The following is a 13,807-nucleotide window of genomic DNA, read 5'->3' as shown; positions in this document are numbered from 1 at the left end:
ACTTCGCGGACACGGCCTAGCGTTCGGTCACCTTGCCGTCGGCGACGTCCAGTCGGCGGGTGACGTGGACCGCGTCGAGCATCCGGCGGTCGTGGGTGACCAGGAGCAGGGTGCCCTCGTAGGCGTCCAGGGCCGATTCCAGTTGCTCGATGGCCGGCAGGTCGAGGTGGTTGGTGGGCTCGTCCAGGACCAGGAGGTTGACGCCCCTGCCCTGGAGGAGGGCGAGGGCGGCGCGCGTGCGTTCACCCGGGGAGAGGGTGGCCGCCGAGCGCAGCACGTGGTCGGACTTCAGACCGAACTTGGCCAGCAGGGTGCGCACTTCGACCGGCTCGGTGTCCGGGACGGCGGCGCAGAAGGCGTCCAGCAGGGCCTCCTCGCCGTGGAAGAGCCTGCGGGCCTGGTCGACCTCGCCGATCAGGACGCCGGAGCCGAGGGACGCCTGGCCGCCGGTCAGCGGAACGCGGCCGAGCAGGGCGGCCAGCAGCGTGGACTTGCCCGCGCCGTTGGCGCCGGTGACGGCCACCCGGTCCGCCCAGTCGAGTTGGAGGGACACCGGGCCGAGGGTGAAGTCGCCGCGGCGTACCTCGGCGTCCCGCAACGTGGCGACGACCGCGCCGGAGCGGGGCGCCGAGGCGATCTCCATGCGCAGCTCCCACTCCTTGCGCGGCTCCTCGACGACCTCCAGGCGCTCGATCATCCGCTGGGTCTGGCGGGCCTTCGCGGCCTGCTTCTCGCTGGCCTCGCTGCGGAACTTGCGGCCGATCTTGTCGTTGTCGTTGCTCGCCTTGCGCCGGGCGTTCTTGACGCCCTTGTCCATCCAGGAGCGCTGCATCTGCGCCCGGTCCTGGAGGGCTGCCCTCTTGTCGGCGTACTCCTCGTAGTCGTCGCGGGCGTGCCGGCGGGCCACCTCGCGCTCCTCCAGGTAGGCCTCGTAGCCGCCGCCGTAGAGGTTGATCTGCCGCTGGGCGAGGTCGAGTTCGAGGACCTTGGTGACCGTGCGGGTGAGGAACTCGCGGTCGTGGCTGACGACGACCGTGCCGGCGCGCAGGCCGGCGACGAAGCGTTCGAGGCGCTCCAGGCCGTCCAGGTCGAGGTCGTTGGTCGGCTCGTCGAGCAGGAAGACGTCGTAGCGCGAGAGCAGCAGCGAGGCCAGTCCGGCGCGGGCGGCCTGGCCGCCGGACAGGGACGTCATGGGCTGGTCGAGGTCCACGGCGAGGCCCAGCGAGTCGGCGGTCTCCTCCGCCCGCTCGTCCAGGTCGGCGCCGCCCAGGTCCAGCCAGCGCTCCAGGCTCGTCGCATACGCGTCGTCCGCACCGGGAGCCCCGTCGACCAGGGCCTGCGTCGCCTCGTCCAGCACCCGCTGGGCCTCGGCGACCCCGGTGCGGCGGGCCAGGAACTGCCGTACGGTTTCGCCGGGCCGGCGCTCCGGCTCCTGCGGGAGGTGGCCCACGGTCGCGGTCGGCGGGGACAGCCGCAGCTCGCCCTCCTCCGGCGCGGTCAGGCCGGCGAGCAGGCGCAGCAGGGTGGACTTGCCCGCGCCATTGGCCCCGACCAGGCCGATGACGTCTCCGGGAGCCACGACCAGGTCGAGCCCGCTGAACAGGGAGCGGTCGCCATGGCCGGCGGCGAGGTTCTTGACGACGAGGGTGGCGGTCACAGAGGGCGATCCTAGTCGCCGCGCCGACCCGGACGCGTCGGCGTTTCCGCGCGTGCTTCAGCGCCGGGGGTCGACACGCCCCGACGCGCGCGGGGAACCGCGCGACCAGCCACGGCGATCCGCGGACGACCGACGGCACCCAGCACCGGGCACCCAGACCCGGCGCCCCGCTTCGACGCCGCACTCCTAACGGAGCGCCACCGCCTCCACCAGCACGCTTCCCGACGTCCGCGCCACGACGAACGACTCCCTCCTGACCGCTTTGGCATCCAGGGCGATGCGGTGGCGGCCCGGTTCCAGGACGCCGTCGAACACCTCATGCGTGTGGGTGCGGTACAGGCGGTCGAGGCGGTACGCGGTGAGGCGGACCCGGCAGGGGGAGGTTACCTCCACGCCCGCCTCCCCCTCGGCCGCCACCAGGCGGGTCAGTCGGCGCTGTTCGACCGGGCTGCGGTCCAGGGCGTATTCGATCTGCGCGACCAGCAGCGGGACGATCGGGGCGAGCCCGTCGACGTACGCCACGTCGACCCGGGCCGCCGCGAAGGCGCGGCGCACCTCGGCGCGCTGTTCGTCGCCGATCGCGCGGCCGAAGGCGACGGCGCCGTAGGCGCGCAGTTCGTCGGCGGGGACGCCGCCCACGTCATGGGCGATGTCGGCGCCGATGCCGATGGTGCGCAGCGCGGCGGCGAGCTTGGCGAGGAGGGCGACCCGGGCCCCGATGAGGAGCACGCGGCGGCGCGCCGTGCCCGAGGCACCGTCGAGCAGCGAGCCGAGCGCCGCCCGGTACTCGGCGCCCTCGAAGCGGAAGGGTCCGATGCCGTGGTAGCCGTTGAGCTCCAGGTCGGCGTGTTCATCGGTCTGCCAGGCGAAGTCCCGCCAGATGTAGTCGTCGCCCTCCTTGCCGATGACGGCGGTGACGGCGCCGCATGCGAGGTCCTCGCAGTCCGGGCAGCCGTAGATGACGTACCGGCCGCCGGGGAGCGGAGCCGGTGCCTCCAGCAGCAGGCTGCGCACCTGTGCGGTGAAGATGGCGGGCGGGACGTCGGAGGCGAGCGGGGAGACGGCGTCGAGGTCGGAGAGCTGGAACAGCAGCGGGCGTCCGTCGACGATGAAGTCCACGAAGTCCCGGTGCACCTGGTAGTCACCGTTGGCGAGGACGCCACCGGCACGCATCGCCGGTGCCAGGCCGAAGGTCGCGTACTCGGCAGACATGCTGTGAGTATCCCCAGGACGGGACCGATATGAGCGCGGCATGACATATTCCGCTACGTCCGGTGTGGGGGGCGCACGGGCGCCGAAGGCGGCGCGCAGGAGGCGTGGAGGAGGCGGCCGGGTCGCCGCCTCCCCCCTGCGTGTAGGCGGCTAGCCGTGGTCGTGACCCAGGGGGTCGCCCTCCCTCTCGGTGCCGGGGCCCGGGCCGACCCTGATCTCGAAGTCTCCGTCGTACCTCTTGTGGCCCTCGATCACGGCGAGTTCCACGGCTTCCGAGCCCATCTCGTTGCGCACGATGACCGGGTCCCTGCGCAGGTCGCGCATGAGGGCGATGCACATCCCGATCATCACGAGGACGAAGGGGGCGGCGGCGAGGATGGTGAGGTTCTGCAGGCCCGTTAGCGCGTCGCCCTGGCCGCTGCCGACGAGCAGCATGATGGCGGCGACGGCTCCGGTGACGACACCCCAGAACACGACGACGAAGCGGCCGGGTTCGAGGGCGCCCTTCTGCGAGAGCGTGCCCATCACGATGGAGGCGGCGTCGGCTCCCGAGACGAAGAAGATGCCGACCAGGATCATCACGAGCAGGCTGGTGACGGTGGCGATGGGGAACTCCTGGAGGACGCCGAAGAGTTGTCCCTCGGGGGTGTCCTCGCCGCCGAGCGCGCCGCCTTCCCGCAGCTTCATCGCCGTACCACCGAAGATCGCGAACCAGATGAGGCTGACGGTGCTGGGCACGAGGATGACGCCGCCGACGAACTGCCGGATGGTGCGCCCGCGGCTGATGCGGGCGATGAACATGCCGACGAAGGGCGTCCAGGAGATCCACCAGGCCCAGTAGAAGACGGTCCAGCTGCCGAGCCAGTCCGCGACGCCCTCGCCGCCGCTGGCCTCGGTGCGGCCGGCGAGCTGGGGCAGGTCGCCCAGGTAGGCGAAGATCGAGGTGGGCAGCAGATCGAGGACGATGATCGTGGGGCCCGCGATGAACACGAAGACCGCGAGGATCAGGGCCAGCACCATGTTGGTGTTGGACAGCCACTGGATGCCCCGCTCGATGCCGGAGACGGCCGAGGCGACGAAGGCCAGGGTCAGCACGGCGATGATGGCGACGAGCAGACCCTCGCTGACCTCGTCCATCCAGTCCAGCTCCTGGAAGCCGGAGCCGATCTGGAGGGCGCCGAGGCCGAGGGAGGCCGCGGAGCCGAAGACGGTGGCGATGATGGCGAGCACGTCGATGACCCGGCCGCCGGAGCCGTTTGCGTGCTTCTCGCCGATGAGCGGGGTGAAGACCGCGCTGATGGTCTGGCGCCGGCGCCGGCGGTAGGTGCTGTAGGCGATGGCGAGGCCGACGACCGCGTAGATCGCCCAGGGGTGCAGGGTCCAGTGGAAGAGGGTGGTGGCCATCGCCGTCTCCATGCGCTCGGCGGAGTCGGCGGGGGTGGTGCCCGGCGGTGGGGCGTTGTAGTGCGAGAGCGGCTCGCTGACCCCGTAGAACATCAACCCGATGCCCATGCCCGCGCTGAACATCATCGCGACCCAGGACACGGTCTTGAACTCGGGTTCCTCACCCTCGGCGCCCAGGTGGATACGGCCGTAGCGGCTGACCGCCAGCCACAGCGCGAAGACCACGAAGGCCGAGGCGGCGAGCATGAAGGCCCAGCCGCCGTTGTGGATCAGGCCGTTGAGCATCTTGGTGGACACGCTCTCCAGCGAGTCCGTGGCCGTCCAGCCCCAGATCACGAAGGCCACGGTGATGGCGGCGGTGACGCCGAACACCACTCGGTCCGTCTGGCGGCCGGAAATGTCCGCCGGACCTTCCCGGCCACCTCTCTTCTTCAGATCGTCAGTCATCAGCGGCACCTTCCCGGGAATGCCGTGGATACGCCGGGTTCCACGTCGTCTCCCAGGACCTACCACAGATCCCGTCGATCGCAGCCGTTTCAGCAGTCGGTGTCGGGCTCACCTGCCGTGATGTGATATGGGCCGCGTTCGTCGAACAGTAGCGGGACGAGCGCGCGCAGTGACTGACGGAGCGGGACCAGGGCGCCCGTGGCGGTCGCCGTCGCCTTCACTCCGTGCAGCTTCAGCACGTCCTTCACCTCGGTGTACTGCTCTGCGGTGAGCCGGTAGCCGCAGGGCGGGTCCTGGATCACCTCGGCGGGCTCGGGCGGGTCGTTGTCGGCGCCGCCCAGGTGGACCGGTCCGGTGTCGGCGTAGCCCCTCAGCCGGGCCAGGCCGGTCGCCGTCTCGATCCGCCCGCGCCGGTCGTCGGCGAACCGGAACAGCCCCTTCAGCGCGGCGAGTTGGGACGTCACCCGACGCCGGTTGTTCAGGGCCTCGTCGGCCTGTTCCGCGTCCGTGACCGGGTCGACACGGCTCTCGATGAGCAGGCCGACCGAGTGCTTGATCCCGGACATGTTGCGCAGGATGCGTTCCTGGCCGTCACCGGCGACCTGCTTGATCGGCTCGCCGGTGACCGGGTCGGTCCAGATCCCGTACGTGCCGGTCGAGTGGCCGGCGCGGGTGGCGGCGGGGCGTACGTACGACGTCGACAGGGTCTGTGCCTCGTCGTGGACGTGTGCGTCCGTGTTGAGGTTGCGCGGCCACAGGTCGAACAGGTCCTTGTCGTAGTACGGGGGTGTGGCGCCGTACTCGTGCAGGTCGTACACGACGTCGGGGCGCCGGTCGCGGATGACGGCGGCCATGGCGCGGCCCTCGGCGGTCCGCAGCGCGATGTGGTCGCGGTTGATGTCCACGCCGTCGCCGTTGCCGCGGGTGCCGGCGGCCCGGCCGTCGGGGTTGGCGGTGGGCACGACCAGCACCGTGGTGCGCTCCAGGAAGCGCCGGGTCTGCCGGTCCCTCGCGTAGGCCAGGTCGCGGACGGTGGACAGACAGGCCTCGCGGCCGGAGGGTTCGTCGCCGTGCTGGCTGCAGATCAGCAGCACCTTGTTCGGGGTGGGCCGGGTGCCGATGCTGACGAGCTGGAGCGGGCGGCCCTGTTTCGTCGTGCCGATGCGGGCGACGGAGACCCGGTCGCTCGCCCGGTCGAGGGCCGCCAGGAGGGCCTGTTCCTCGGGCTGGCTCGTCCAGCGGGCGCCGTTCGACGCCTCGAAGCCGGTGCGAGGCGGGGTTTCGGTGGCTTGGGCGGGGACCGCCACGAGGGATGCGGCGAGGGCCGCGGCGGTCACGGCGAAGGTTCGGATGGTGGTCACTGGCCTCCCTCCGGGATGCGGTGGACGGTGCGCGGCGCGTTCGTCACGCCGTCGAGGGGCGTGGCCCCCGGCGTGGTGGCCGGCGCGCCGGCGAGGGCGTGTGCGAAGGCGTGGGCGCCGCCGACCAGCGGGACGCGAGCCCTGGTACGGGAGAGATCGAGGGTGAGCGTCGGCTCGGTAGACGGCGGGTCGATCAGGTCCTTGTCGGTGCCCGCGACGATCAGGGCGAGGCGATGGCCGGCCGGGACCACGTGGTCGGTGGCCGCCAGGTCGAGGGTGATCGTGTACGCCTTGCCCGGGGTGAGGGGTTCGCCCTCCAGGTCCGAGGCATGGTTGCCGAGGTCGGCCCAGCCCCGGCTGACGACCGTGAAGTCGACGTCGGCGGTCTTGGCCTTCGTCTCCTTGAAGCAGGCGCTGTCCCCGGTGGTGCTCGCGCCCCAGCAGGTGCGGTCGGTGAGCGTGCTGATGCCCTCGCCGCTCGTCGCGTAGTCGCGGATGGTGTCGGGGCCGAGGTCGACCAGGACGGCGGACAGATGGGCCGTCGAGGTGGTCGGGGTCGCGGTGACGGTGACCTCCGAGGAGCCGGACAGCCGCAGGTCGCGGGTGAGCGGCCGGGTCGTGAAGCCCACCTTGTCGGGGGTGGGCGTGTCGATGCGGGCGGCCCAGTCGGTCTCGCCGCGCTGCGGGTCGTCGGTGAAGGTCTCGGTGCCCTTGCCCTTGCGCAGGCCGAGGGCGCCGACACCGGGCTGGATGCCCCGGGCGGGGCGCAGGGTGGTGGTGGCGGTGCCGCGCGGCGGCCAGACCTTGGAGGTGACCCACTGGTCGGGGTGGCGCTCGATGTCGGCCATCGGTTCACGGTCGATGCCGTTGTCGTGGCCGAGGAGTTCGTGGTCGAACCAGCGGTGCAGGGTCCTCACCCACTCGGCGCGGCGGAAGTCGAAGGGGTCGACGTGGCCGGTCTGGGAGAGCCAGATCTTGCGCTCGACGCCGTTCTTCGCCAGGGCGTCCCACCACTGGCCGACATGCTTCATACGGACGTTGAGGTCCTGCATGCCGTGGACCAGGAAGACGCTCGCTCGGACCTTGCGGGCGTCCTTCACGTGGTCCCGCTCGGTCCACAGCGGTGTCCAGTCCCCGCTGCGCGGTGCCCCGTCGACCAGCGCCTGCTGGACGGCGCCGCACTTGGCGCGGGCATCGGGGCTGTTCACGTAGTCCGACAGCCAGTCCGGGCCGGAGTCGTAGAGCGGGGCGCCCTGCTGGAAGTAGTAGTCGTACCAGGAGGAGATGGCGCTGATCGGGACGATGGTCTTCAGGCCCTCGACTCCGGTGGCGGCGACGCCGTTGGCGACGGTGCCGTCCCAGCTCTTGCCGATCATGCCGGTACGGCCGTTGGTCCAGGTGGCCTTGGCCTTGGTGGTGCCGGTGCGGGTCGTGTACGCCTTCGCGCGGCCGTTGAGCCAGTCGACGACGGCCTTCGCGGAGCGGACGTCCGAGCGGCCACCGACGTCCACGCAACCGTCGGAGCGGTTGGTGCCGGCGAGGTCGACGCCGACGACGGCGTAGCCGCGCGGCACGAAGTAGTTGTCGTAGAACAGCGGCATCCGGACGATGTCGCCGCTCGCGTCGTACGTCTTCTTCTGGCTCTCGTTGCCGCGCCCGCAGCAGGAGTAGTACGGGCTGGCGTCCATGATGACGGGCACCTTGCGGCCCTGCCGGTCCGCCTCGCGGGGCCGGACGATGTCCACGGCGACGCGGTCGCGCCGGCCGTCGCGGTCGAGGTCGAGGCCGGTGTCCACCCAGACGGCCTCGCGGATGGCGTTCTCGTACGAGTGGACGGGTCTGCTCTCCCGCGGGGCGGCCTGTGCCGTCACGGGTGAGAGGAACGCGGCCAGCAGAGCGACCGTGGCCGCCGCCGCGAGCGGTCTCCAGATCGTGAAGCGCATGCGTATCGGCATGCGCGGACGGTACATCGGTGAACTCCGGTGCAGAAGAGGGCGGCTGATGGTGTGTGAGGCCCAGTGTGGCCGATAAACGCCCCTGGGGCGGGTGGTCTCATGTCGGCCGAATGGCGATCGTGTGACAGCGGTGGTCATGGACACACCCGGGCCATGGATGGTGAATAGGCTCCGGACAGACTTCGGGCCCCTACGACTTGGAGCTTTCGTGCACCGCAGAATCATGGCGCCGGGCGCGCTCGCAGCCGCCTCGTTGATGCTGGCGATCCCGGCGTCGGCCGCGAGCCACTCCCCCGGCGCTCCGGGCATCGGCGACCCCTACTACCCGGCCTACGGCAACGGCGGATACGACGTCTCCCACTACGACCTGCGGCTGAAGTACCAGCCGGCCACGGACGAGTTGGAGGGTACGGCCACCCTGCTGGCGAAGACGACGCAGGACCTGTCCCGCTTCAACCTGGACTTCCTGCTGGACGTCAGCGAGGTCCGGGTGAACGGCGCGAAGGCGGCGTTCACGACGTCGGGCGAGCACGAGCTGGAGATCACTCCGAAGAAACCCCTGGCCAAGGGTACGGCCGTCACCGTGGTCGTGCGCTACCGCGGGGTGCCGTCCTCGAAGGAGGCGTACGGCTTCACCAGCTGGCACCGCACCCCGGACGGCGGGGTCGGGGCGAACGAGCCGGAGGCCGCCTGGTGGTGGTTCCCCAGCAACGACCACCCGCTCGACAAGGCGACCTACGACGTGTCGGTGCTGGTCCCGGACGGGACGCAGGCCATCTCCAACGGCACGCTCCAGTCGACCAGTTCACGGCTGGGCTGGACCCGCTACAACTGGCGTTCCGACAAGCCGCAGGCGACGTATCTGGCCACGCTCGCGGTCGGCCGGTTCGACCTCACCACCGGGACCAGCGAGAGCGGAATTCCGGTCATCAACGCCTACAGCAAGGACCTGGGCCCGCACGCCGGGGCGGCGCGGGCGAGCATCGAGCGGACCGGGGAGATCGCCGACTGGCTGAGCGAGTACTTCGGGCCGTATCCGTACAACGCGCTCGGCGGGTATGTGCCGAACACCGACACCGGCTACGCGCTGGAGACGCAGACCCGGCCGTTCTACAGCCCGCGGAACTTCGCGAACGGCTCGAACACCTCCGTCGTCGTCCATGAGCTGGCCCATCAGTGGTACGGCGACCTGGTGTCGGTCGAGGACTGGAAGGACATCTGGATCAACGAGGGCTTCGCGCGCTACGCGCAGTGGCTGTGGTCCGAGCACCAGGGCGAGGGGACGGCGCAGGAGATCGCCGACTACGTGTACGCCTCGCGTGCGGCCGACGATCCCTTCTGGAAGGTCGAGCCCGGAGACCCGGGGCCGGAGAACCAGTTCCACATCGCGGTGTACGACCGGGGTGCGCTGGCCCTCCAGGCGCTGCGCAACGAGATCGGCGACGAGGCGTTCTTCGCGATTCTGAAGGGCTGGACGCAGAAGTACGCGTACGGCAACGCGTCGGTGGCCGACTTCCAGCGGTACGCCGAGGAGGTGTCGGGGCAGCCGCTGGCGGCACTGTTCGACACCTGGCTGTTCGAGCCGTCCAAGCCGGCCGCCGCCGCGGCCCGCGGTGCGTCCATCGCCAGGTCGGGCAAGGCCGCCCCCGTGCAGCCGAAGTCGTGGAAGAAGATCGCGGCGACCAACGGCGTGCACGACCACGGGCACTGATGTCCCAGGACACGGCCTGGACGGCCTAGGGGGTCTCGAACGAGGCCACTTGCCGGAGCAGTTCGTCCCGGCTCATCGCGTCCGTCCGCGTCGACGGCACCGTGCAGGCATGGGCGCCGGCCACCGCGCCGTACAGGGCACATCGGTGCGGGGGTTCGGCGTTCAGCCAGCCGTGCAGGAAGGCGGCGGCGAAGGCGTCGCCGGCGCCGTTGGAGTCGACCACCGGCGCCGGTGGCGGCACCGCGGGCAGGTGGGTGACCTCGTGGCCGGTCAGGAGATACGCGCCCTCGGCTCCGGCGGTGGCGACGACCACCTGGGCCCTGCCGCGCTCGGCGATGCGGCGGACGGTCCGCTCCGGGTCGCCGAGCGCGGCGGCGGAGAGGAAGACCACGTCGGCCGCGTGGGCGAACGGCTCGTGGTACGGGTTCTCCCCGTCCCAGTTGTGCAGGTCGGTGGAGAGGGTGACGCCCGCCTCGCGCAGGACGGGGAGGGCCTGGGCGCAGGGGTGGGTGATCGACACATGCGCGTGGCGGGCGGCCGCGGCGAGGGTGCGCAGGGTGCCCTCGGGGAACCGGTCGTCGGCGTGGGCCCTGCTGGTGTCGTACAGGGACAGCCGCCGGCCGTCCGGTCCGACCAGGTTCACCGCCCGCTTGGTGCCGGCGGGTTGCGGGATCGCGGTCAGCGCGATGCCGTGCTCGCGGTGCAGTGCGCGCACGAGGTCGCCCTCGGGGTCGTCGCCGAGGAAGTCCAGGTGATGCGTGCGCATTCCGAGGCGGCTCAGGCCCAGGGCGACGAAGTCCCCGGTCTGCCCGGCACGGGTGCGGATCCCGCTGTCGACCATGTAGCTGTCGGCGTACGGAAGCGGCAGCTCGGGCACGTGGACGATGGTGTCCACCCCGGCGCCGCCCAGCACGAGCACATCGATGTCATGGCTCAACTCCGGCCCTCCCCGTGGTCGTAGACGGTGACCGCGATCCCTCGTCGCACCAGCCGCTCGGTGACGAGCGGCTCGATGCGGGACCACTTGCCGCCGGCCAACCCGCACCCTATCCGTGGCATGTGCACGGACGCGTGGAGTTCGGCCGCCTTCTCGCCGAGCCGCTCCAATGCCGTGTCGATCGCCTCGTACCGCACGGGCACCCCCTTGCTGCCGGTGCGGATCCCCCGCTGCCCGACCAGGTTGGCGACCCACACATAAGGCTCGACCCGCACGAACTGGACGGCGCCCAGCCCGAAGTCGTTCGACGCGCGCTCGCGGTGCCAGGCGCGGTAGGCCGCCTCCGGCTCCGGCCAGCGGCGCGACACGGCCAGGACGAAGCCCTTTCCCCATCCCCCGATGTCGTTGCAGACATGGGCGATCACCTTGACGCCCTTCACCGACGGAACGGTGGCGTCACCCCGGATGTAAGTGATCTCCGACATGACGCCACCGTAGAGGGCCGCACTGACAACGGCCGCCGGTTACTTCGTGAGCTCGGTCAGCTCCCGGTCCTCCTGGCGGGCCACGCGGCGGCGGATCGCGTACCAGCCGGCGACCAGCATCAGCGCGATGAGCGGGATGAGCAGAAGGGTCTTGCGGCCGACCTCGGGGTCGTTCCACATCATGCCGAGGCAGGCCAGCAGGAAGACGATCGTGGCGATCTCCGTGACCGGGCTGCCGGGGAGCCGGAAGGACGGGCGGGCGACCAGGCCGGCCTTGGCGCGGCGGACGAAGACGAGGTGGCAGATCATGATGATCACCCAGGTGCTGATGATGCCGAGGGACGCGACGTTCAGCACGATCTCGAATGCCTGGGCGGGCATGAGGAAGTTCAGGCCGACGCCGAGGACGCAGACCGCGCAGGTGAGCAGGATGCCGCCGTAGGGCACCTGGCTGCGGTTCATACGGGCCGTGAACTTCGGCGCCGAGCCGGCCATCGCCATCGAGCGCAGGATGCGGCCCGTGGAGTACAGACCGGAGTTGAGGGAGGACATCGCGGCCGTGAGGACCACGAGGTTCATCACGTCACCCGCTGCCGGGACACCGATCTTCGACAGGACCGTGACGAAGGGGCTCTCGTCGGCCGAGTAGACCGAGCCGGGGAGCAGGAGGGCGAGGAGGACGACCGAGCCGACGTAGAAGAGGCCGACGCGCCACATGATCGAGTTCACCGCGCGCGGGACGACCTTCTCCGGCTCGGCGGTCTCGCCCGCCGCGACGCCGACCAGCTCCAGCGCGGCGTAAGCGAAGATCACGCCCTGCATGACCAGGACGACGGGCATCATGCCGTGCGGGAAGACACCGCCGTTGTCGGTGACGACGCTCAGGCCGGGGGTCTGGCCGCCGACCTCGTGCTGGGTGGCGAGCAGCCAGATGCCGACGAACATGAAGGCGACGAGTGTGGCGACCTTGATGATCGCGAACCAGAACTCCATCTCGCCGAAGATCTTCACCGAGATCAGGTTCACCGCCAGCACGACCGCCAGCGCGATCAGCGCCAGGACCCACTGCGGGATGTCGGTGAACATGCTCCAGTAGTGCGTGTAGAGCGCGATCGCGGTGATGTCGGCGATACCGGTCGTCGACCAGTTCAGGAAGTACATCCAGCCGGCGACGTACGCGCCCTTCTCACCGAGGAACTCGCGCGCGTACGACACGAAGGAACCGGAGGAGGGGCGGTAGAGCACGAGCTCGCCGAGCGCGCGGACGACGAAGAAGGCGAAGATGCCGCACACCAGGTAGGCGATCGCCAGCGCCGGGCCCGCGTTGTGGAGGCGACCGCCGGCGCCGAGGAAGAGGCCGGTGCCGATGGCTCCGCCGATGGCGATCATGTTGACGTGGCGGGCCTTGAGGTCCTTGCTGTAACCGGCGTCGCCCGCATCCGCGGGCATCTGGGCCGCGTCGGTACTGGGTGCGGCCACTGCCGTGTTCACGGCGTCCTTGCTCACGGGGGTACCACTCTCTGGTGCGCCCGAGCGGGTCGCGCTCGGGTGTGCCGGACGTACGTATGGTCTGCGCCCTCGGTAAGGGCACAGACCAGGGGGCCACCTTCCCCCGGGCGGGGCGGATCACGCGGTGGCGGATGTCACAGAGCGTCACTTCTCACACGGTCCGGGCGGGGCCCTCGGAGGTGTCCTGGGCGCGAGTGCCGCATAGGTGTCGAAGAGGTGTCACAGCAATGGTGAGACAGCGATACTGCTGCACATGACGACCGACACCGACACCGGGGAGCCGACCCTCACGATCGACGAGCTGGCCGCGCGGGCGGGCGTGACGGTCCGCACGGTGCGGTTCTACGGCACGAAGGGGCTGCTGCCGCCTCCGGTGATCGGTCCGCGCCGGGTGGGCCATTACGGGCGGGAGCATCTGGCCCGGCTGGCGCTCATCGAGGAGTTGCAGCAGCAGGGCATGACCCTGGCGGCGATCGAGCGGTATCTGCAGCAGCTGCCGCCGGACCTGGACGCCCATGACCTCGCCATCCACCGGGCCGTGGTGGCGTCCTGGGCGCCGGACGCCGTCGAGACGGTGACGCGGACCGAGCTGGAGCGGCGGGCCGGGCGGCCACTCGGCGACGACGACGTGGAGCGGCTGGCGGCGATGGGGGTCGTCGCGGCCCGCGACGACGGCTACCGCGTCGACCTCGGCCTGCTGCGGCTCGGGGTCGGGCTGCTGGACGTACCGCTGTCGCACGAGGCGATCCTCGCGGCGCGCACGGTCCTCATCGAGCACTCGCGGGCCGCCGCGCACGAACTCGCCCAGCTCTTTTGGGGCGAGGTGTCGCAGCGGGCTGCGCGCGACGTGAAGTCGCTGTCCGCCCACATGCAGCCGCTGGTGATGCAGGCCCTGCTGACGACCTTTCAGCGGTCGCTGAAGGAGGAGCTGCGGGAGTGGCTGCACGGCATGCCGGAGGACGACGGGTCCGTCTGACGGGGCGAGAGCCTGCGCACTCGCCGATGCCCGGACGGGGCGGGACAGGCCGGTGCCGAGCGGTCCCACCGCCCGGCACCGGCCTTACAGGTCACGCGTCACACGTCACGCCGCCTCACGCGTCGCGGCGTCTTCACGTCACGCCGTCTCACT

General features: G+C 70.9%; 10 protein-coding genes. 2 read left to right on the top strand and 8 right to left on the bottom strand.

Annotation, left to right across the window (positions count from 1 at the left end):
* Nucleotides 1-16 precede the first annotated feature (16 nt).
* From ACHBTE_RS02125 to ACHBTE_RS02105, 5 genes are all read right to left on the bottom strand, one after another.
* On the bottom strand, nucleotides 17-1,657 hold the full coding sequence (locus tag ACHBTE_RS02125) for an ABC-F family ATP-binding cassette domain-containing protein (protein WP_394721519.1): 1,641 nt from the start codon (nucleotides 1,655-1,657) through the stop codon (nucleotides 17-19).
* 186 nt (nucleotides 1,658-1,843) lie between these two features.
* Complete coding sequence (locus ACHBTE_RS02120) at nucleotides 1,844-2,869, bottom strand: oxidoreductase (protein ID WP_394721518.1); 1,026 nt, start codon at nucleotides 2,867-2,869, stop codon at nucleotides 1,844-1,846.
* A gap of 150 nt (nucleotides 2,870-3,019) precedes the next feature.
* Nucleotides 3,020-4,720 (bottom strand): BCCT family transporter, encoded by a 1,701-nt coding sequence (locus ACHBTE_RS02115; protein ID WP_394721517.1) that lies wholly within the window; start codon nucleotides 4,718-4,720, stop codon nucleotides 3,020-3,022.
* 89 nt (nucleotides 4,721-4,809) lie between these two features.
* The gene (locus tag ACHBTE_RS02110) at nucleotides 4,810-6,072 is read right to left on the bottom strand and encodes a M14 family metallocarboxypeptidase (RefSeq protein WP_394721592.1); all 1,263 of its coding nucleotides are present in this window, start codon (nucleotides 6,070-6,072) and stop codon (nucleotides 4,810-4,812) included.
* A 5-nt stretch (nucleotides 6,073-6,077) separates the two neighbouring features.
* The gene (locus ACHBTE_RS02105) at nucleotides 6,078-8,036 is read right to left on the bottom strand and encodes a Xaa-Pro dipeptidyl-peptidase (RefSeq protein ID WP_394721516.1); all 1,959 of its coding nucleotides are present in this window, start codon (nucleotides 8,034-8,036) and stop codon (nucleotides 6,078-6,080) included.
* Between the two features lie 208 nt (nucleotides 8,037-8,244).
* On the opposite strand from ACHBTE_RS02105, the gene ACHBTE_RS02100 reads away from it, so the two are divergent.
* Nucleotides 8,245-9,747 carry a M1 family metallopeptidase gene (locus ACHBTE_RS02100; RefSeq protein WP_394721515.1) on the top strand — a complete coding sequence of 501 codons (1,503 nt, stop codon included), beginning with the start codon at nucleotides 8,245-8,247 and terminating at the stop codon, nucleotides 9,745-9,747.
* A 25-nt stretch (nucleotides 9,748-9,772) separates the two neighbouring features.
* Here the strand turns inward: ACHBTE_RS02100 and ACHBTE_RS02095 are convergent, their stop codons facing one another.
* The 3 genes from ACHBTE_RS02095 to ACHBTE_RS02085 are packed head-to-tail and all read right to left on the bottom strand — an operon-like array spanning nucleotide 9,773 to nucleotide 12,675.
* On the bottom strand, nucleotides 9,773-10,684 hold the full coding sequence (locus ACHBTE_RS02095; protein ID WP_394721514.1) for a PfkB family carbohydrate kinase: 912 nt from the start codon (nucleotides 10,682-10,684) through the stop codon (nucleotides 9,773-9,775).
* The gene (locus ACHBTE_RS02090) at nucleotides 10,681-11,169 is read right to left on the bottom strand and encodes a macro domain-containing protein (protein ID WP_394721513.1); all 489 of its coding nucleotides are present in this window, start codon (nucleotides 11,167-11,169) and stop codon (nucleotides 10,681-10,683) included. The genes ACHBTE_RS02095 and ACHBTE_RS02090 overlap by 4 nt, the downstream gene beginning before the upstream one ends.
* A 39-nt stretch (nucleotides 11,170-11,208) precedes the next feature.
* Entirely contained in the window at nucleotides 11,209-12,675 is a 1,467-nt protein-coding gene (locus ACHBTE_RS02085) for an amino acid permease (protein ID WP_394721512.1), read from the bottom strand.
* A gap of 256 nt (nucleotides 12,676-12,931) precedes the next feature.
* Between ACHBTE_RS02085 and ACHBTE_RS02080 the strand changes: the two genes are divergently transcribed.
* Nucleotides 12,932-13,654, top strand: coding sequence for a MerR family transcriptional regulator (locus tag ACHBTE_RS02080; RefSeq protein WP_394721511.1), 723 nt, complete (start codon nucleotides 12,932-12,934; stop codon nucleotides 13,652-13,654).
* Nucleotides 13,655-13,807 lie beyond the last annotated feature (153 nt).

The organism is Streptomyces sp. M41, from assembly GCF_043673425.1.
In the GTDB taxonomy this organism is placed as follows: domain Bacteria; phylum Actinomycetota; class Actinomycetes; order Streptomycetales; family Streptomycetaceae; genus Streptomyces.
This window is presented reverse-complemented; position numbering and strand designations above follow the sequence as displayed.

What these genes read in the sequence shown, in the direction of transcription:
- ACHBTE_RS02115 (WP_394721517.1), bottom strand. Translation starts at nt 4,720, where the DNA reads ATGACTGACGATCTGAAGAAGAGAGGTGGCCGGGAAGGTCCGGCGGAC.
- ACHBTE_RS02120 (WP_394721518.1), bottom strand. Translation starts at nt 2,869, where the DNA reads ATGTCTGCCGAGTACGCGACCTTCGGCCTGGCACCGGCGATGCGTGCC.
- ACHBTE_RS02105 (WP_394721516.1), bottom strand. Translation starts at nt 8,036, where the DNA reads ATGCCGATACGCATGCGCTTCACGATCTGGAGACCGCTCGCGGCGGCG.
- ACHBTE_RS02080 (WP_394721511.1), top strand. Translation starts at nt 12,932, where the DNA reads ATGACGACCGACACCGACACCGGGGAGCCGACCCTCACGATCGACGAG.
- ACHBTE_RS02090 (WP_394721513.1), bottom strand. Translation starts at nt 11,169, where the DNA reads ATGTCGGAGATCACTTACATCCGGGGTGACGCCACCGTTCCGTCGGTG.